General features: G+C 70.3%; 15 protein-coding genes. 5 read left to right on the top strand and 10 right to left on the bottom strand.

Going from position 1 to position 19,644, the window contains the following annotated elements:
- The first annotated feature begins 204 nt into the window (after positions 1–204).
- Positions 205–633: a mannan-binding protein gene (locus tag WME96_RS43825; RefSeq protein ID WP_437287477.1), complete on the top strand. Its 429-nt coding sequence runs from the start codon at positions 205–207 to the stop codon at positions 631–633.
- Positions 634–1,067: 434 nt separating this feature from the next.
- On the opposite strand, the gene WME96_RS43820 is transcribed toward WME96_RS43825, so the two are convergent.
- The 4 genes from WME96_RS43820 to WME96_RS43805 all read right to left on the bottom strand — a co-directional run bounded on the left by WME96_RS43820 (position 1,068) and on the right by WME96_RS43805 (position 4,826).
- Entirely contained in the window at positions 1,068–1,646 is a 579-nt protein-coding gene (locus tag WME96_RS43820) for a hypothetical protein (protein ID WP_437287476.1), read from the bottom strand.
- A 140-nt stretch (positions 1,647–1,786) separates the two neighbouring features.
- Positions 1,787–2,383 carry a DUF4291 domain-containing protein gene (locus WME96_RS43815; RefSeq protein WP_437287475.1) on the bottom strand — a complete coding sequence of 199 codons (597 nt, stop codon included), beginning with the start codon at positions 2,381–2,383 and terminating at the stop codon, positions 1,787–1,789.
- Positions 2,384–2,481: 98 nt separating this feature from the next.
- A complete protein-coding gene (locus WME96_RS43810) occupies positions 2,482–3,846 on the bottom strand; it encodes a PAS domain-containing protein (protein ID WP_437287474.1) in 1,365 nt (454 codons plus the stop codon).
- 35 nt (positions 3,847–3,881) lie between these two features.
- Positions 3,882–4,826, bottom strand: coding sequence for a LysR family transcriptional regulator (locus WME96_RS43805; protein ID WP_437287473.1), 945 nt, complete (start codon positions 4,824–4,826; stop codon positions 3,882–3,884).
- A 74-nt stretch (positions 4,827–4,900) separates the two neighbouring features.
- Here WME96_RS43805 and WME96_RS43800 point away from each other — a divergent pair, with 74 nt between their 5' ends.
- On the top strand, positions 4,901–6,148 hold the full coding sequence (locus WME96_RS43800) for an MFS transporter (protein WP_437292421.1): 1,248 nt from the start codon (positions 4,901–4,903) through the stop codon (positions 6,146–6,148).
- A gap of 291 nt (positions 6,149–6,439) precedes the next feature.
- The gene (locus WME96_RS43795; RefSeq protein ID WP_437287472.1) at positions 6,440–7,156 is read left to right on the top strand and encodes a S1 family peptidase; all 717 of its coding nucleotides are present in this window, start codon (positions 6,440–6,442) and stop codon (positions 7,154–7,156) included.
- Between the two features lie 81 nt (positions 7,157–7,237).
- On the opposite strand, the gene WME96_RS43790 is transcribed toward WME96_RS43795, so the two are convergent.
- Positions 7,238–8,680: a DUF2252 domain-containing protein gene (locus tag WME96_RS43790; RefSeq protein WP_437292420.1), complete on the bottom strand. Its 1,443-nt coding sequence runs from the start codon at positions 8,678–8,680 to the stop codon at positions 7,238–7,240.
- Between the two features lie 83 nt (positions 8,681–8,763).
- Positions 8,764–9,543, bottom strand: a complete 780-nt coding sequence (locus tag WME96_RS43785; RefSeq protein WP_437287471.1) for a hypothetical protein — start codon at positions 9,541–9,543, stop codon at positions 8,764–8,766.
- Between the two features lie 499 nt (positions 9,544–10,042).
- Here WME96_RS43785 and WME96_RS43780 point away from each other — a divergent pair, with 499 nt between their 5' ends.
- Positions 10,043–11,593 (top strand): outer membrane protein assembly factor BamB family protein, encoded by a 1,551-nt coding sequence (locus tag WME96_RS43780; protein WP_437287470.1) that lies wholly within the window; start codon positions 10,043–10,045, stop codon positions 11,591–11,593.
- A gap of 48 nt (positions 11,594–11,641) precedes the next feature.
- Here WME96_RS43780 and WME96_RS43775 read toward each other — a convergent pair whose 3' ends face one another.
- Positions 11,642–13,324, bottom strand: coding sequence for a DEAD/DEAH box helicase (locus WME96_RS43775; RefSeq protein WP_437287469.1), 1,683 nt, complete (start codon positions 13,322–13,324; stop codon positions 11,642–11,644).
- A 96-nt stretch (positions 13,325–13,420) separates the two neighbouring features.
- Positions 13,421–14,617, bottom strand: a complete 1,197-nt coding sequence (locus WME96_RS43770; protein ID WP_437287468.1) for an FAD-dependent monooxygenase — start codon at positions 14,615–14,617, stop codon at positions 13,421–13,423.
- A 372-nt stretch (positions 14,618–14,989) separates the two neighbouring features.
- Between WME96_RS43770 and WME96_RS43765 the strand changes: the two genes are divergently transcribed.
- Complete coding sequence (locus tag WME96_RS43765) at positions 14,990–17,404, top strand: cellulose binding domain-containing protein (protein ID WP_437287467.1); 2,415 nt, start codon at positions 14,990–14,992, stop codon at positions 17,402–17,404.
- An 18-nt stretch (positions 17,405–17,422) separates the two neighbouring features.
- Here the strand turns inward: WME96_RS43765 and WME96_RS43760 are convergent, their stop codons facing one another.
- Both WME96_RS43760 and WME96_RS43755 read right to left on the bottom strand, forming a co-directional pair.
- Positions 17,423–18,346 carry a nucleoside hydrolase gene (locus tag WME96_RS43760; RefSeq protein ID WP_437287466.1) on the bottom strand — a complete coding sequence of 308 codons (924 nt, stop codon included), beginning with the start codon at positions 18,344–18,346 and terminating at the stop codon, positions 17,423–17,425.
- A 130-nt stretch (positions 18,347–18,476) separates the two neighbouring features.
- A complete protein-coding gene (locus WME96_RS43755) occupies positions 18,477–19,505 on the bottom strand; it encodes an AraC family transcriptional regulator (protein WP_437287465.1) in 1,029 nt (342 codons plus the stop codon).
- Positions 19,506–19,644: the final 139 nt, after the last annotated feature.

Below are 19,644 nucleotides of genomic sequence, written 5' to 3'. Positions count from 1 at the left end.
TCCCCTTATTTCGTGGCGCTTTTCAGCAGAGAAATTGAACAGGGAGGCGGGGAGACGGGGAGAATTTGAAGATTCTCCTCCCCGCCTCCCCGCCTCCCTGTGAATTTTTCAGGGTGTTTGAGGGGGGGGTGCCTCGAGAGCTTGACGGCGTGTCGGCCAGCTCAAGAAGTGATCAGATGGTCGCGCGCGCTCGATCCAGCGCGCATGACCGCGATTCCCCCCCGGAGAGCAGACAGCGGGAGCGAGGGAGAGCAGTCCATCATGAGAAATAAAACGCTCGTTGCCGGTCTATTTGCGGTCGCTGGCGGGGTGTTCCTTCTCGGTACGGCCATGGCGTTCGACGTCGGCGCCGGTCCGATCTGGAACAACGCCGATGCGCAGAGCAAATGCCCGGCGGTCTGTGGCAGCCTGAGGTGGAACGGTCAGTGGACGACCACCGTGCCCGGCCAGATGTCGGTCTGCGGCACCGTCCAGGGGCTGGACGTTCCGGTCGGGCCCATCTGGAACAACGACGACGCACAGACGAAGTGTCCAGAACAGCTCCGCCGCGTGACCTGGAGCGGCCAGTGGACGACCACCGTGCCCGGCCGCATGTCGGTCTGCGGCTGCAACCCGCCGCCCCCGGCGAACTGACCGCGATCGCGCGCCAGGCCGCCGAGCAGGGCGTGGAGCGTCCGGAGGCCCCTCGACATCGACGCCGGCCGCCGCGACCCTCGCCACGAGCGCCCGGCCGGGGGCGTTGCCACCACGAGCCCGACGCGGAGGCCGCTCCGCGCGAGCGCGACCGCGGCGTTCACCGCGCCGCCGCCCGGCCGGAACCGCAGCGAGGTCCCGCCAGGAGGCGCGAGATCCCAGAGGGCCTCCCCGGCGCAGATGACGTTCAAGGTGGACACCCCCGGCGCCATGACCCGCGACGCCGTGGCCTGCCTTGCGCTCGCGAACGTGGATGCCATGGGCCCCATCGTACACCCCTTCTTCGGGGGCGAGCTGCTCACGGGCCGGGAGCGCGCCCCGCAGCCCCGCAAACGACGTCCACGATCGACGTGGCATCGACGCGCATGGGCGGCTCAACCCGCAGGCTGCTCCAGGCGGTGCAGGTGGTGCTCCTCGCCGTTCAAGGTCAGCACCGCCATGAACCCGCCGCGCGCGAGCTCCTTCGCGAGCTTGAACTCGTGCGTTCCCGGGGTGACGGAGGTGTCGACGACGCGCGCGACCTCCGGCTCCAGGGCGGAGCCGGGGTAGCTGTAGATGTCGAGTCGCAGCGTACAGGCGCGCTCGATCGTCGCGCGCGCGACGAACGCCTCATCGCCCTCCGTCACCGAGAAGGCGCTCCCGAGCTCTCCGTCGACGGAAGATCTCCTGAGCGCCCAGGCGATCTGCTGGCCCGCGATCGGGGCGTAGACGTCCAGCACCATCACCTCCTTGTTCTGCTCCTTGAAGCGCGCGTGGAGGCGCTTCCGGGTGGCGGCGTCCACGCCGCCGCCGAGCGTGATGAGGTCGAAGTCGCCGGCGTGGAACTCCGCGTCCGGCGACGCGCTCACCGTGCCGACCGCCGCGTGCCCCTGCTGGTTCAGCGCTGCCACGCTCCGCTCGAGGATATCCGCCCTCCTGCCGATGACCAGGATCCTCTTCGCTCTCGATGCCATGCTCTCTCCTCTCCTCGGTGATTCACCGCCCTCGCCTCGCCGGTGAGGGGGCGTCCGCAGAGCAAGGTGCAGCAGCGCCTCCCGTCCGCTGGATTTCACGCCAATCTATTGGAAGAATTCTGCTCGTTTGGGGAGTCTCGTCATGGGTCGATGAGCAGGCGCCTGGCGATGGCCTCGTCCACGGCGTAGGGCGTCTCGCGCGGCAACAACTTCGCCGCGCTGTCCGCGTGGCCTGCCTGGATCTGCTGGTACATTTTCCGGACCAGGGGGGTTCGATCCTCGATGGCGACGACCCAGCTCTCCGCGTACTCGCGGATGAGATCGCGGCCGATGCCGACCTGGATGCTGTAGCAAGGCAGCGGGCCACCTCGGAGGTTGCGCTCGGTGTCCCACTGGATGTGCACCCTGGCCTCGGCGAAAGCCTTGCTCCACTCGTCCGGCGAGCGAAACACCGCCGCTTCCGGCGAGGTGAGGACGGCGAGGGAGAGCGCCCGCTCCCAGCCTGTACGCCGGATGCGGACGGCGAGGATCCGCTCCTGCCCCGCCTTTCGCCCCCAGTTGCTGCGGTGCATGAGCCAGAGGAACGACGGCTTGATCCACGTCATCCGGCCGAACGAGAACGGGGCGACGAAGCGCTGAGCAGCGAGCGCGGGCTCGGCGATCGCCGGCGCGTAGGCCTGGTACATGACAATGGTCTCCGCGTCGTGGTCCGCGCGGATCTCGTGAAGCTTCGGCATGAGGTCCACCCTTCGCGATCGCTGTGGTCCGACGGGGAGACTACCGGAGTCGACCGCCCGCGCGTCCCGCGAACCGATCCCGGCGGCGAGGCGGCCGCTCAGCCTGGGAGGGAACGCCCTCGGCGCTCCCTGGTCCGCAGCGCGTGATCGATGCCGCCGCGCAGCGTGGCCTCTGTCACCAGGCCCTGCAGCTCCACGCCGAGGTCGACGAGCGTCCGCGCGATGGCGGGCTGGATGCCCGTGAGCACGACCCTCGCCCCGAGCAGCCTCACGGCGCGAGCGGCTTGCAGGAGCACCCCCGCCACATGGGCGTCGACCGATCTCACCCCCGTGATGTCGATGATGGCGATCGCCGCCTGGTGCGCACCGACAGCGGCGAGCAACGCCTCGATGATCCGGCTCGCCCGCTCGGGATCGAGCGTGCCGATGAGCGGCATGACGATCACCCCGTCGGCGATCGGCAAGAGCGGCGTCGCGAGCTCCCGGATCGTCGCCTGTTGCGCCTCGATGACCGCAAGCTGCGCCTCCTGGCGTTCGGCCTCCGCCCGCTTGATGGCCGTGATGTCGATGGCCGCCCCCCCGACCGTCCCGTCCGGGATGCCAGGACCCCGGACGGGAAACTTGACCGAATGGAACTGCTTCATCCCTTCTGTAGGGTGAGGGACGCTCTCCTCGAACGACGTCGCAACACCGGTATTCCTCACCTCGTCGTCGGCGGCCCTCACCTGCGCGACGACGTCCTCCGGGAGCATGTCGAGGTCCCGCAGGCCAGCGCAGCCGTGCGGCGCGATCCCCATGAACCGCTCGAACTGAGCGTTCGCCAGGACATACCTGCTGTCGGCGTCCTTGGCGAACATCATGGCAGGCATGTGCTCGAGGAACGCCTGGAACAGCGCCTCGCTCTTCTGCAGCTCCACCTCACGGCGCCTCTGCTCGGTGACATCCTCCGCCGAGACGAGGACCTGATGCGCCGCCCCGTCCTCGCCGCGCGTGACGACCACGCAGCGCAGGGCAAGGACGCGCTCGGCGCCTCCGGCGCACCGCGCGCGCAGCGCGAGCTCGAGGGGCTCGCCGTCCTGAGACGCCCCGAGCTGCTCCGCGTGAACCGCTGAAGCGTCGAGGTCCTCGGGGTGGACGCGAGACACAAGGGTCTCCCAGGCGCGCTCCGGAGTCTCCTTGTCGCCGAACCCGAGCGCGCGGACGAATGCGCGGTTGCAGGCGACGATCCGCCTGTCCCTGACGTCGAGGACACAGAGGATATTCGGCGCCACGTCAAATATCCGCTCGACCAGCGCGCCCTCCAGCCCTTTTGCCCGCGCGGCCGTCGAGCCGCTCGAGGCAGGCGAGTCCTTCATGTGCCTGTTCCCTCCTCGTCCACATCTAGCCGATTTTTCCTCCTCCGTGGCACGAGGATCCGGTGCCGCACGGCGGGTCGGGCGGGCGTGCGAGCCCGTGGTCGGCATCGCGCGGCGCGTCGCCCCCACGGGGTCGTGAATCGCTACCGCGCCGCCGCGCCGTCGACCACCGCCGGCACGGACGCGCGCATCGCCTCGATGAAGCGACGCAGCCGGGCCGGGTAGAAGCGGGCATGGGGATAGACCAGGTGGAGCGGCAGCGGATCGGCCTGCCACGACGGCGCGAGGTGCAGCAGCCGCCCCTGCGCCAGGTCGTCGGCGACCAGCCAGGAGGAGGCCACGCACACGCCAAGGCCCATCAGCGCGGCGCTGCGCAGGGCATACAGGCTGTCGGTGCTCATGCGCGGGCGGATCGCGAGCTCGATCCGTTCACCATCCGATGAACGGGTCAGCGTGATCGTGTCACGGTAGTAGGTGCGGAGCGCGAGCCAGGGCATGCCGGCCAGGTCCGAGGGATGGGCCGGCAGCGCGGCCCGGCCCAGCACCGAGGGCGCGGCGGCCACGATGCGCGGCACCTCCGTCAGGCGGATCGCCACCACCGCCGGATCGGCCACGGCGCCGACAAGGAGCGCGCAGTCGATGCCGTCGGCGATGAAGTTCGGCGGCCCGTCGTGCAGCAGCCACTCGACCGAGACACGCGGGTAGCGACGCAGGTAGTCGGCCAGCGGCTCGACGAGCTGGTGCTGGCCGAAGGCGTGCGGCACGACAACGCGCAGCGTGCCGTCGGGCTGGTCGCGGTCGCCTCGCATGTCCGAATCGAACGCCTCCAGGTTGGCCAGCAGCGCCTTGGCCCGCTCGAAGCAGCGTTCGCCGTCCTCGGTCAGCTTCATCGTGTGCGTGGAGCGCTGCAGCAACGGCAGGCCCAGCGAGCGCTCCAGCGCCTGCAGGCGGCGGCTCACGGTGGGCTGCGTCGTCCCCAGCAGGGTGGCCGCGGCCGACAGGCTACCGGCCTCGACGATCCTCACGAAGGTCTGCAGCAAGGCGATGCGGTCCAGCGACGAGGAGGAGGGCGGCGCCGGCGTTGTCATACGCCAACCGTATAACCGTCGTACGTCCCACGCTACTACAGCGCTGGAACGACGCGCCTCAACCTGGCTGCACCATGCACGCCATTCCGTTGACGCATACACCCTCCGCGACCCAGCCGCCGCCCGCCGCGTCCGCGCCGCCCCTGCCCGCCGCCCTGGTGCTGCTGCTGGCCACCGGCGCGGGCCTGGCCGTGGCCTCGCTCTACACCAGCCAGCCCATGCTCGGCGTGATGGGGGGCGACCTCGGCGCGTCCGACCGCGCGCTCGGGCTCGTGCCCACGCTGACCCAGCTGGGCTATGCGCTGGGCATCCTGCTGCTCGCGCCGCTGGGCGACCGCTACGACCGGCGACGCATCATCCTGGCCAAGGCTGCCGTCCTGGCGGCCGCGATGCTGCTCGGCGGCGCCGCCCGCGGGATCGGGACGCTGCTGATCGCCAGCCTGGTCACCGGCCTCTCCGCGACCCTGGCGCAGGACATCGTGCCCGCCGCCGCGACGCTGGCCCCCGAGGCGCACCGCGGCAAGGTGGTCGGCACCGTGATGACCGGCCTGCTGCTGGGCATCCTGCTGTCCCGCGTGGTGAGCGGCTTCGTCGCGGAGCACCTCGGCTGGCGCGCGGTGTTCGTCGCGGCCGCGGGCAGCATCGCCCTGCTCGGCGCGGCGATGTGGCGCCGCCTGCCGCGCTTCAGGCCGACCACGGAGCTCAGCTACGCCGCGCTGCTCGGCTCGCTGGCCGCGCTGTGGAAGCGCCACGGCGCCCTGCGCCGCGCGACGCTCGCCCAGGGGCTGCTGTCGGTGGGGTTCAGCGCGTTCTGGTCGACCCTCGCCGTGATGCTGCACGGCGCGCCGTTCCACCTCGGCAGCTCGGCGGCGGGCGCCTTCGGCCTGGCAGGAGCGGCCGGCGCCGTGGCGGCGCCCCTGGCCGGCCGCATCGCCGACCGCCACGGGCCCGAACGGGTGACGCGCATGGGCGCCGGACTCGCGGTCATGGCCTTCGCCTCCATGGCGCTGTCGCCCTGGCTGTCGGCGAGCGGACGGCTGTGGCTGCTCGGCGCCAGCGCCGTCGCCTTCGACCTCGGCATCCAGGCCGCGCTGGTGGCGCACCAGACCCTCGTCTACGGCATCGAGCCCGGCGCGCGCAGCCGCCTCAACGCCGTGCTCTTCGTCGGCATGTTCGTCGGCATGGCCCTCGGCGCCGCGCTGGGCAGCGTGCTCTTCGCCCAGTGGGGCTGGATGGCGGTGACGGCGCTCGCCGCGTCGACGTCGGCCGGCGCGCTCCTCGTCCGACGCTGGCGGGCGACAGGCCCGTCTCCGCGCGCGTGACCGCCCGCGTCCGCCGTGAGCCAGCGGCCATGGGGTCGATCAGGGACCGACAAGATAGTTCGAAGGATCGATCCCCGTCACGGCATCAAGAGAACCGAACAGAAGCTCTCGTCGCCATGCAGCCGATGTCGGGCGCGCGGCGTCGTCGCTCCTCGTCGCGTCTGGCGCTGCACCCAGCGCGGGCCCCCTGCCCCGTCCGGTCTTGTTCGGCGCCCCAGTTCGACGGAGTTTACCATGAAAGTTCAGCTTGTTCTTGCTTCGGCGATCCTCCTTTCGGCGTGCGCGGGAGAGGTGGACGACACCTCCACCGATCTGATGGACGGCAATCCCGCCGCCATCATCGGGGGCACCGTCGACGAGGGCGATCCGGCGGTGGCGTACCTGCAGGTGGCCCAACCAGCAGAAGATGGCTTCACCGAGTTCTCCACCTGCACCGCTTCGCTCATCGCTCCGAAGGTGCTTCTGATGGCGGCCCACTGCGTGGAGCCCTGGCTGGTGGAGAACGCGACCATCACGGCCTTCTTCGGCACGGACGTTTTCACCGGGGAAGGCACCTGGGTGAACGTGACAGAGGTGCACGCCGAGCCCCGGTACACGAGCTCGAATATCCGCGCGGGGTATGACATCGCCGTGGGCATCCTCGAGGAGCCCGTCTCCATCGCGCCGCTGCCCTACAACCGCACGCCGATGACCGCGGCCGACGTCGGCGAGCCGGTCCGGCTGATCGGCTTCGGCCGCGATGAGGACTGGGCGGACGGCATCAAGCGCCATGTGTCCACCACCCTCAACACCGTCACCCCGACGCTGCTCGGCCTCGGCGACGCGACCCACCACACGTGCACGGGAGACTCGGGCGGGCCTGCGCTGATGAACGTGAACGGCGTTCCCACCATCGTCGGCGTCACATCGTTCAGCACGACGGGCGACTTCACCATCTGCACGGACGGCTGGGATGCACGGGTCGACCTCTCCGTCGACTTCATCGACCAGTTCGTCAACGCGAACTAGCAGCGTTCCCCCAGCTTCTGGAGATGTCTTGCGGCGCGATCCCGTCCTTCGAGGAGGCAGCGGCGTGGACGCGCCCGCCGCTCAGAGCCCGGTCTCGGCCTGGATGCGCCCGCTCTTCACCGCGGCCGCCAGCGCCTGGTGGTCGCGCTCCGTCTGATCGGCGTAGGCGATCGCGAACGCGGCGATCGCCTCGTCGAAGGCGTCCGATTTCCCGAGGTAGGCCGCCATCGCGATCCGATCGCCCGAGCGCGCGTGAGCGCGTGCGAGGGTCCAACCGCAGAGACGGCCGTACGTCGCCAAGACGACCCGATCCAGCGCGGCGATGTCCACCGAGTACTTCCAGTCGCGCAGCTGGCGCACGTAGAAGTCGCGCTCGACCCCGTCGAGGCCCTCCACCCGCTGCCAGCCGAGAAAGATATCGCTCGCAGCCTGCATCAGCCGCTGGCCGGCCACCACGCGCTGGCCGCTGTTGCGGTACTCGCTCTTTCCGAGGAACGGCTCGAGGACCGACGCTTGCGCCTCCTTCGCCTGCAGGAAGAGCGGGTCCTGGTCGTCGCGCCCGAGAAGCAGGATGATCCAGGCGCGCGAGCCGACGCTCCCGACCCCGACCACCTTGTGGGCCATGTCCGCGAAGTCGTACCCCTCCAGCAGGTGCCGCCGATCGGTCTGGAGGGTGCGGCGGTAACCGCGCAGGATCTCGCGCACCTGCTGCTCGATCTGCTCGCGGGCCAGCCCCTTCAAGAACTCATCCATCGGGACGATCAGAGGAGGATCGCTGATGATCCGCCGCCGGCCGCCGACCTCGCGGGTCAGCATCTCGTAGGCCTGAATGCTGTCCTTCGTCCGAGCCTTCGCGACGTTGCGCTCGGTGACGCGCAGGCGCTTGCGACCCACCGACGAGCGGAACCGGTCGAAGATCTGCTCGACGTCGAGGCTCGCGTACCAGACGTCGAGGTCGCGGAGCGCCGCGAAGCTCCGCATCGCCTCGCGGTACTCGCGGACCGTCGTCAGGACGAAGTCGGCGCGCGCCGACTTCGAGAAGCCGTTGTCGCGCCCGGCCAGCTCCATGCTGGCGGCCAGCCGCTTCACGTCCCAGTCCCACGGTCCTGGGAGCGTCTCGTCGAAGTCGTTGATGTCGAACATCAGGCGCCGCTCGGCGGATCCGAACACCCCGAAGTTCGAGAGGTGTGCGTCGCCGCAGAGCTGCACCCTCAGGCCCGAGCGCGTCGTGACGGCCAGATCGGAGGCCATCACGCACGCGGCGCCCCGGTAGAACGAGAACGGGGAGACCAGCATCCGGCCGTAGCGGATCGGCACGAGCTCGGGCACGCGGGTCGTCGCTTGCTCCTCCAGCAGCGCGATCGGATCGCGCCGATCGGGCGGCGCCTTCCAGGTCGCGTGGGCAGCGCGCGGGATCTCCGCGCGCTCCGCCTTGCCGCGCGCCGCGCGCTCCTCGACGGAGAGGCGCGGGGTCGCCCGCTCCCCCGTGACCGTCGATGTTCCGTCTACGGTGGTCATCTCCATCCCTCCCTCGGCGCTCATCAATCCAGGCCGGGCTGGGCGCGCCGTTCCGATTGTCGCCGGTCCGCCCGACGCACGGGCGACGCTCAATCCCCGATCATGCGACGCAGATCGATCATCGCCTGCTGGCTCACCGTCAGAGCCCCTTCCTGCGGGCGGTCGAGGTCGGCGGTCAACATCAGGACGATCGAGAGGCTCATGACCACCGTCGCGATCGTGGGGGACCGGCGCGATCTGACCAGGCCGGCGTGATAACCGACGGCCGCCAGGTTCAGGATCGCGACCGTGAAGAGCGCCGCCCACATGACCCCTGGAATACCGCCCCGAACGGCGACCTTCACGCGCATTGCGTGGAGCTCGATCGTCCTGTTCAGCGACTCGATGAAGAGCGCCACGACGTTCGAGATGGGCTGGTCTCGCCCGGCGGCCTCCGCTTCTTTCCATAGCTCCCGGTGCAGCTCCTCCGCGCGCCGCAACGCCTCCTCGACGTTGCCGAGCCTCACCACCGCCAGACGCGACTCCACGTAGTCACGGAGCAACTCGCGGACCTTCGCGCCGCGGTCGCCGGGGAGCAGGCCGGCGCGCAGGTAGGTCGTCTCGATGGCGTTGGCCTCGTCGATGACCATCTGTTTCCTGGCCTCGAAGCGGGTCGCCGCGAGGCCGAACGTGAAGGCCAGGACGAGCGCCAGCAAGCCCATCGTGGTCGTGACCAGCGCGAGCACGTGGGCCCCGTGCTCCTGCTCGGAGCGACGCAGCCGATACGCTCCCAGCCGGTAGCCCCCCTCGAAGGCGAGCAGCAGGACCACGATGGTGACCCCCAGGAGCAACCAGAGCGGAAATCGATCGAGCGGTCCAGCCACGGGCATCGGCGCACCTCGCATCAATCACGGCGCTCCGCCGTCGTGATAACGGAGCATGTTGTCGCGGCGCCGACGTGGGCGGTCGCTTTCAGTACGACTGCCCTGCTGGCGCTGGCTTCCTGGTCGCGATCCAGGACGGGATGTCAACCAAGCCATCCTCGATCCGTCAAGCCCTTTCAGCGCGAAGAACCGAAAGGTCTCGGCGCGCTCCGTTCATGGGCCAGCCACGGGTCTCCGCCCGCGCCGCCGTCCCCGCGCATGGCGCCTCTCGGCGCGCAGGCCCGATGTCACCGATGGCTCACACGTCGGCGTACTGGACGCATCCGCCGGGACCGTCCTGAGCGGCGCTTCGCGCTGTCTTCCGGAGATTGCCGATCTTTGCTGATTGACGCCTCTTCCGGACCATATCAATCCTCACCGCGATCCGAGACGCAGCGGCAACGGAGCTGTCCGGCCCGGGCATCGGGAGCTGCTGTCCTCGACATCCCGAGGGGAAGGGAGCCTCATGAAGCGCATATTCCAGATGCGGCCCGCGCTCGCGGTCGCCGCTGTTTCCTTGATGCTTTTCGCCGTCCAGAGCCGCGCGAACACGGGCGTCGGCGCCGGGCGCTGGACCGTCTTTGGCAGAGATCTCGCCAACACGCACAACGCGGACGACGAGCGCGAACTCGGCCCGGCGAACGTCGCGTCGCTCTCCGTCCGATGGAGCTTCACGACGAGCGGCAGCGTCTCGGCGACACCCGCCGTCGATCACCACGCGGTCTATTTCCCGGACTGGGGCGGCAGCCTGTACAAGCTCGACGCCGAGACAGGGCTCCCGCTCTGGACGCGCACGATCCCCGGCCTCACGGGCACGGCGGACGCCATCTCGCGCACGAGCCCGGCGCTCCACGGCCACATGCTGTATCTCGGCACGCAGGCCGGGGCGTACCTGCTCGCCGTCGATCACCGCACCGGCGATCTGCTCTGGAAGACGCAGGTCGATCCGCACCCCGCGGCCATCGTCACGCAGTCTCCCGTCGTGCACGGAGGCCGCGTGTACGTGGGCGTGTCCTCGCGCGAGGAGCTCTTCGCGGTGGACGACGGATACCCGTGCTGCACGTTCCGCGGCAGCGTTGCCGCGCTCGACGCGGTGACAGGAGAGCTCCTGTGGCAGACCTACCTCGTCCCGGCCGGCTACAGCGGCGGCGCGGTGTGGGCCGGCGCGCCCGCCATCGACGTCGGCCGGCGCGCGCTCTACGTGACGACCGGAAACAACTACTCCGTGCCGCCGTCCGTCGCGGGGTGCGCCGAGACCGCCGGCGACGATCCCCTCGCCGCCGAGGCGTGCCTCGCGCCAGACGACCATATCGACGCCATCGTCGCGCTCGACCTCGACACCGGCGCGACGAAGTGGGCGCGCCGGCTGCAAGGCTTCGACGCCTGGACGGGGGCGTGCTTCTACGGATACGACTGGTGTCCTTCCCCGATGGGGCCGGATTACGACTTTGGCACGGGCGCCGCGCTGTTCACGGCCGGCACCGGGGCGCACCGCCGCGCGCTGGTCGGCGCCGGCCAGAAGAGCGGAATCTTCTGGGCGCTCGACAGGGACGACGGGAGCGTGGTGTGGAGCACGCTGGTGGGCCCCGGCGGGATCCTGGGCGGGATCATGTGGGGCGTCGCCCTGGACGAGAGCAGGATCTATGTGCCGGTTGGCAACAGCGATCAGACCGCTCACACGTTGCACCCGTCGGGCGAGATCATCACGTGGGGGTCGTGGAGCGCGCTCGACCCCGCCACGGGCGAACTCCTGTGGCAGACGGCGGATCCCACGGCGGGCGCGCAGGACAGGGGGCCGCTGACGGTCGCGAACGGGGTGGTGTACGCCGGCTCGATGAGCGGCGACGTACACGCGCTGAGCGCCGCGACGGGCGCCGTCCTGTGGAGCCACCCGGCCGACGGCTCCGTCAACGCGGGGCCGGCGGTGTCGCGCGGTACCGTGTACTGGGGAAGCGGATACCAGAGCTTCGGCGTCGGCACGCCGGGGCACACGCTCTTCGCGTTCGGCCTGCCGTAGTCCGACCGGCCCCCGGCCGAGCCGACCCGGGCCGCCGGGGGGATCGGCTCACCTCGCCTCGCGCGGCGCGGTGACCCTCGCCCACACCGCGAGGATCATGGCCTGTTCCATCGTGCTCGGCGGGGGATGGCCCCTCGGGGGCTCGGCCGGCAGGGGCACGGGGGGCTTTCCCCGGCGCCACGGCGCGTCGTGGCGCGCCGAGGCCGCGGCCGCGGGGCCGCGGCGCGCGACCTCGTAATCGACTGCGGCGACGGCCTCCTCGAGGGTGGAGAAGCGCTCGACAAGCTTGCCGTCCAGCAGGACGTGCCACCGCTTCCCGCGACCCCCGCGGGCGAGGACGACGACCTCGGTGAGCGCTCCAGGCTTCCTCTCGAAATGGAGCGAGAGGCCGAAGCGGCCGAGAGAGGCCCACGCATTGCGCGAGATGGCGAGCACCTCGGGGTCGACGCGCAGGCTCAGGGGATCGAAGTGCGCGGCGCGCTCCTGGATCTCGCGCAGCGTGATGCGGCCCGCCTCGACCTCGAACCCGGGGTAGTCGAAGGCCACCTGCCGGTAAAAGCGGCTCGCCTCCGCGGCGTCCCTGCCCTCGAGATCGAGGTCGCGGGGCATACCGAAGAGCGAGGGGAGCGTGCAGAGCTGGAGCGAGGAGAGATCGACGAAATCGAGGATGAGGCAATCCTTCTTGCCTGGATGGAGGCGGGTGCCGCGCCCGACGCACTGGGCATAGAGCCCTTCCGAGCGCGTGGGGCGGGCCATCGCGACGCAGGAGACGCCAGGGTCGTCGAAACCTTCGGTGAGGACAGCGACGTTGGTGAGGACCTGGACGCGCTCTTCCCGGAAATCGGCGAGGATCCGGCCGCGGAGGTCGGAAGGCATGTCGCCGTGGACATAGGCGGCGCGGACGCCGAGGTGGTTGAGCGCCTTCGAGAGGTTCCTTGCGTGCGCGACCGTGACGCAGAAGGCGATGGTGCGGCGGTCGCGGGCGAGCTCTTGAATGGATCGGGCGACGAGCGCGTTGCGCTCCTCGAGGTCGACGGCCTCCTCGAGCTCGTCGGTGGCGAAGTCGAGGCCGCCGGCGTCGAGGCGGGAGAGGTCGGTGGCGGTGGCGACGCGGTAGCCGGTGAGGGGCGCGAGATAGCCGTCCGCGATCATCTCGGGGAGGGTGCGGCTGTAGACGATCGCCTCGAAGACGTCGTCGAGGCCTTTGCCGTCGCCACGGGCGGTCGTGGCGGTGAACCCGAGGAGGGTGCCGGTCCACGCGGGGTCGAAGGCGCCGAGCTGGCGGAGGACGCGGCGGTTGTCCTCGGCGGGGGCGTGGTGGCACTCGTCGTAGATCACGAGGCCGATATCGCGGCCGCTCATGACCTGCTCCAGCCGCTTCTCGTGGAGGGAGCGGATGGAACAGACGATGACGCGCGCGTCCGACGAGGCGCGGAGCTCGCCCTGCTCGACGGCGACGGCGGCCTGTCCGGCGAGGGCGCGCTCGATCTTGTCCTTGGCCTGGAAGAGGAGCTCTTCGCGGTGGGCGAGGACGAGGACCTGCCGCCTGGCGAGGCGGGCGAGATGGGAGAAGATGACCGTCTTGCCAGCACCGGTGGGGAGGCACACGACCATGCGCCGGACGCCGCGCCTGCGGGCCGCGAGGACGGCGTCGACGGCGGCGCGCTGGTAAGGGCGCAGGGCGGGCGCGCCGGGGCCCATGGGCGCTGAGGCTGTCGTGGGGCTGGTCATGAGCTCTCGTGCTGGCGGCGCGCCAGCATAGCCCGGGGCCCCTGTCCGCGCTGCTCGCGGCGCAGGTCCGCTCCGTGCCGGCGCTGAAGGCTGTCTTCAGCCTCCGTTCGCGTAGTCGGGGAGCTCGATCTTGTCGGCCGGCGAGGAGCCGAGCCGGCCCTGGAGCCGCCGCGCCAGGGGGCTGGACGCGAGCCGGACGACCCTGTGGAGGACCGAAATGCCGCGCCTCGACCTCGGATACGCGATCCAGGGGACGCCTGGTGGGAGCTTCTGGGCCATGTCGACGAGGGGGCGCAGGAGCTTCTCGTAGGCCGCGAAGGCGTCTCGAGGGTCGGCGTGCCGCGAGAGCTCTCCCGCGAGCACGTAAGCGCCGACGAGCGCGAGGCTCGCGCCCATTCCGCTGAGCGGCGACGGACAGTACGCAGCGTCCCCCACGAGCGCGGCGCGGCCGCGTGACCAGCGAGGCGCCATGACCTGGCTGATCGACTCGAAATAGGCGTCCTCGGCGTCAGCCAGCCCGGCGATCACCCGCGGCGCTTCCCAGCCAGCGTCGGCGAAGACGCTCGCGATGAGCGCCTTTTGCTCGGCGACGCTCGATCTCTCGTGGCCTCGCGGGGGCGACAGGAACCACAGCGACGCCCGGGTGGTACCCACGTTGTCTGGACGCAGGAGTATCGCGCGCCTGCCGGGCGCGTTGTACCAGCGAGCCCAGGCGCCGTCGGACGCGCCGCGGGGGATCGTGAAGTAGCCGCCGTAGAGGCCGAACTGGCGGATCCTGGGCTCATCGCCGACGATGAGCGTACGGGTCCGCGAGCGGATGCCGTCGGCGGCGACCACGAGATCGACATCGCGCTCGGCGCCGTGCTCGAAGGAGACCGTCACCCGGTCGCCGTGGTCTCGGAGGCCCGTGATCTGGTCCCCGAAGATATACTCCGTCGTGTCACGCGTGCGGTCGTGGAGGATCCTGGCGAGGTCACCGCGCAGGATCTCGAGCTCCGCGGTAAACCCGCCGGCGTCGGCGTTCTCCGCGGGGAACTCGGCCTGGGTCGCGCCGTGCTCGTCGACGAAGCGGAGCCCCTGCTCGCCCGTCGTGGCGGCCCGGATGTCGTCCTCGATCCCCATGCGGCGCGCGACCTTCCGCGCCGCGCCCCGGACGTCGATGTTCTGCCCGCCGAGCCGGAGCGCGCCGGCGCGCTCCACGACGACGGGTCGGAATCCGTAGCGCGCAAGCCAGAAGGCGAGCGCGGGGCCGGCGATGCTCGCCCCCGAGATCAAAACAGTCCGATGTCCCACGGATGATCAGCTCCTGTCTCTCACGCTCCGCGCGGAGCGTCGGCTAACGTACGTCGACGTCCGCGGCCGTGCCGCCTTTCCCGGATCAGCGCTCCCCGGACAAACCCGTAAGGACCAGCCTGACGAAAGGATCCTCCCGTGATCCGGAGGTGGTCGACCGCGAGCGCGCGGGGAGCACGCAGCGGATGGCCGCCTCGGGCCGTCGCCGGAGCTGGGGAGAGCGCTCATCGAAGCACATGAATCAACTACATGATTTTTTACATTACTTCACGCGATCATCTCCGAATTTGCATTCATGAAGCAGCCCGACGTTCAAACGCTTCATCACCAACCTGGGTACTATCCATGCACAACTTCCAGAGCAGATGGGATATGAGGGTGGCCGCTGCAGCGCTGGCGCTGCTGCCGGCGTGCAGCGGCGGCTCGACGGAGCCGATCAGCACATCGCAGGCCGCGCTCCAGGGCGCGAACGGGATCAGCGCCGATCTCGTGATCGACTCGCAGTGGGGTCAGGGTTACTGCGCGAGCATCACCGTGAGCAACCAGCACCCGACCGCCACGACGGGGACGTGGAGCGTCGAGCTCAACGCCGGCCCAGGCACCATCTTCTCGTCCTGGAACGGCACGTTCAGCGGGACCACGGGTCAGATCTCGGTCACTCCGCAAGGCGGCAACGGGGTGATCCCGCCGTCGGGAAGCGCCCAGCTCGGCTTCTGCGCCAGCATCCCGAGCCCGGGGATCCAGCCCGTCCTGCTGTCGGTGAGCAGCGACCTGCCGCCGATGGGCGGCGGCGTGGCGATCGCGGAGTACAAGTTCCCGGCGGCGGTCGACGCGATGGTCAGCCCTGATTACGCGACCGAGCTCTGGGCGTCCTTCTACCGCCCGGCGAGCCTCGAGGCCGGCCGGCAGTATCCGCTGCTCGTGTTCCTGCACGGGAACCACCCGACATGCGGCACGGGCGAGAATCCGCGCAGGGACAACAACAACCAGTATGCCACGACGGGCACGTGCCCGGAGGACTACGTCGTCGTCCCCAACCACCGCGGCTACGACTACATGGCCGTGGACCTCGCCGCGCGCGGCTACTTCGTGGTGTCCATCAACGCGAACCGGGGTATCCATGCCGCGCCGAGCACGCCCGCCGACGAGTTCGCCATCGGGCCGCGCGGGCGCCTGCTGCTCCGCCACCTGGAGCGGCTGAGCCGCTGGGACAGCGGGACCGAGCCGACGCCCTCGGAGCTCGGCGTCGACCTGGTCGATCGCATCGACTTCGACCAGGTGGGCTTGATGGGTCACTCGCGCGGCGGCGAGGCCGTGCGGTTCGCCTACAACGAGTACCGCCGGAGCGGCAGCCCCTGGCCTGCGCTGATCGAGAGCCCGGTGAGCATCCGCGGGATCTTCGAGATCGGCCCGACCGACAAGGGCCAGAACGGCCAGTTCCTCAACGCTGACCAGACGGCCTGGAACGTGATCCTGCCGGCCTGCGACTGGGACCTGAGCGATCTGCCCGGGCTGCGCCCGTTCGATCGCATGATGAGCATCCCCGAGCCGGCGCCCTTCTTCAAGTCCTTCTATCATGTGTGGGGCGCCAATCACAATTACTACAACAGCGAGTGGCAGCTCGCGGACGGGAACAGCGGCGGTGTCACGGGCTGCATCGACCACGAGGAGCTCTTCGACCCTGCGGAGTACGGCTCGCCGGCGCAGCGCGAGACGGGTCGCTTCGCGGCCGTCGAGTTCTTCACCGCCAACGTTGGCGCGGACCGCGACGAGGCCGCGAACGCCTTGTTCGACCCTGCCTTCCCCTTCCCGAACGTGCCGTACCGCGTCCGCCGCGGCTATCATCCGGGCGGCGACTCCACCTACAGCCTGCTGCTCGAGGATTTCATCAATCCGACCGGCACGAGCTCCTACGGCCTGCCGATCACCACCGGGGGCACGATCTCGGTGGACCACATCAACGTGAACGGACACGATCCTTCGCACAAGGCGGCGTGGATCCACGACGTGGTCGCGGGCAGCTCGACGTTCTTCCAGTCGAACTGGTCCCCCGTCGGCACGGGCTTCGATCTCACGGAGTACGACTATCTCGATCTTCGCGCCGACCGCGGCTGGACCTCCGACGCGACGTTCGAGGCATCGTTCCAGGTGGAGCTCGTGAACGCCGACGATAGCCGATCGAGCGCCGTCGCCATCGACGACTTCCTGGCGCTCGGTCAGACGCCGCGCGGCGCCACCACGCTGCCGACCGCGCGCATTCCGCTGTCCTTGTTCAGCGGCGCCACGCTCTCGTCGGTGCGCGGGGTTCGCCTGACCTTCCCCACCCCGTTCGACGGGATCAGCCTGTACGTGGCGAACATCCGCGCCACCCGCGCCACCACCGAGGCCCCGGCGGCGCTGGCTCGGCTCGCCCCCGTCGCGTCGAGCGCGACGCCGCCGAGCGCCACCCCGCGCGCGGCCGGCGCGGCCCTCCCCGCGCCGCGGCGGATCACCGCCGGCAACGCCATCCAGAGCGTGAAGAGCAGCGGCCCTGACGCTGTCGAGATCACGCTCACCACCGGCGAGTTCTTCGACCTCCGCGCCACGAACCTGGTGCTCACCGTCGGGGGCGAGCGGAGCACCCGGGCGCGCCATCCGAACGGTGATCTCCACACCGTTCAGTTCCTGCTCCCGCGCGCCGCCTTCGACCGCCTCGCCGCGCAGGAGCCGGTGACGGTCGACTACGGCGCAGGCTCCTCCGTGGTCTGGGACTTCGGTCGCCTCGACAAGACGGCGCTCGCTCGGTGAGCCGACGACGGCGACCTGTCACCTCGACCACTGGGAGAACAGGTAGTCGTAGAACTGCTGGAGATCCACCTGGTCGAGCGCCCGCACCGGGCGCCCGCCGGGCACGACCCTCGTGCGGCCTTGCGAGGGGCCCTCGGTGACGATCTCCGTCTCCCAGGCGCGAAGGGTGAATATCTCCGGCCTGCCGAGGTACGATGTCGTCAGCACGTCCCACGCGAAGTAGTCCTGGTGGCCGGCGAGCGCGTAGCAGGTGCCCGCGAGGTCGGAGAGGGGATAGCGGCGCTGTCGGCACAGGCGGCGGATGAACGCCTGGGTGATCGGGACGAGGTTCGTGATGTCCAGCGGACACAGGGTGATCGGGACGGAGGTCTGCCAGATGCGGTCGGCGGCGATCGGATCCCAGTAGACGTTCCACTCGGCGGAGCCGTCCTGCCCGCTCTCGAGGGCCCTCTCCACGTTGCCGCGCACGTTCAGCGCGCCGCCCATCCAGATGATCTCGCGGATGTTCCCCTCGACGCGAGGATCGATGTCGAGCGCCGCGGCGACCGTGGTGAGCGGCCCGGTCACGAGGAGCGTCACGGGCTCGGGGGCGGCGCGCAGGGCGCTCGCCATGAAGGCTTGCCCGCTCTCGGGGACACGCCGGGTGAGGATCTCCTCGCGCTCGTTCAGGACGGGAAAGTTGTCGACGCAGAAGGCGTCTCGCCGGAACGTGGGCGGAAAGGGGTTGAGCCCGCGGACGGTGCTCTCGGCGACGGGAACGTCGTGGCGGACCACCAGATCGAGGATCTTGCGCGTCGCGCTGACGGCGGGCTGGATGTAGCAATCGGCCGGGGTGACGACGACGCCGAGGACATCGACGTGGTCCATCGTCATCAGGAGGAGCATCGCGAGGTAGTCGTCGATGCCGCCGTCGTGATCCATGAGGACGGGCGTTCGAGTCATGAACAGCTCCTTGCGAGCGCGGAGGGTGGGTGCCGCGTACCAGGGATCCCGCCGGGGATCTGCCTGGCGGCGAGGAGGAGAATGTCAACGCAACGACGCGAGGCTGCAAGGCGTCGTGCGTTCCACGTCGTCAACGTGCCGAGGACGGAGCGGGGCCGAGCGCGGCTCGGGCGCTCCCCCGCAGCTCGCGGGGAGCGCAGCCGAACCATCGCTGGCACGCGTGGCTCAACGCGGTCGCGTCCGAGAAGCCGAGCTGGAGCGCGACGTCGGTCACGCTGACCGTCGCCCTCTGGAGCAAGCTGCCGGCGCGCTCGCGGCGCACGTCGTCGACGAGGCGCCGGAAGCTCGTCCCCTCGGCTTCGAGGTGCCGGCGCAAGGTCCGCTCCGTCGTGCCGAGCGCGCGGGCCACGCGCGGGAGCGACGGGATACCGCCGTCGGCGCTCGACAGCTCGCGCACGATCGCGTGCCGGACGGCGTCCTCGCGCGACCGCGGAGCGAGCTGGTCCGAGAGCGCCTCCGCAGACCTGCACAGGTACTCCCAGAGCGTCCGGTTCGCAGAGGGAGGCACCGCGTCGAGGATCTCGCGACGGAAGGAGAGCCCGTCGTGCGGAGCGTCGAAGCTCACCGGGCAATCGAAGAACGCGCCGTGCCCTGCCCGGCGGGGCGGCGCGGGATGGCGGAAGGTCACCTCGATGGGCGTGAGATCGGCGCCTGCGATCCGCCGCAGGCTCCCGAGGCCCTGCGCGACGGCCGTCTCGTTGGACAACCGGTGCCCGAGGGTGAGAGGCCGCACGCGGTACCACCGGAGGTGGACGCGTCGCCCGGTCTCCGTCACCTCCCAGCGACCCGAGTCGGTGAGCAGCGCGCCGTGGCGAGCGACGGTGTCGAGCGCATCGCGCACCGACGGCGCTGTCAGCATCGCGAAGCCGAGCACGTGCAGGTCCTCGATGGCCGCCGCTTGCGCGACCCGGAGCGGCAACGAGGGGTCGTCGAGCGTCCGCCCCAGGTACGTCCACAGGTCGATGAGGTGATCGAACTCGATGCGTCGCCCCGGATCCTCGGCGAGCGCCTGCGGCAGGCGCGCCGCGCGGCGGATGGCGTCCGGCCGCACGCCGTCCCGCAGCGCATGGTCGACGACACGCTGGACCACCTTCGCCACGACGGTCGGTTGAGGTCGTACCCTGCGCGCGGCGCCAGCATGCAGCATGCCAGAGACGCCAGCATGCAGCATGCCAGAGACGGGGGCTCCTCGTGCATGGCGCGCGGCGCGGCGGCAGGCTTCGCGGGCGCGTCGGGCA

The organism is Sorangium sp. So ce406, assembly GCF_051474675.1.
GTDB classification, from domain to species: Bacteria; Myxococcota_A; Polyangia; order Polyangiales; family Polyangiaceae; genus Sorangium; species Sorangium cellulosum_G.
The sequence above is the reverse complement of the archived record's forward strand: the minus strand, read 5'-3'. Positions and strand labels throughout refer to the sequence as shown.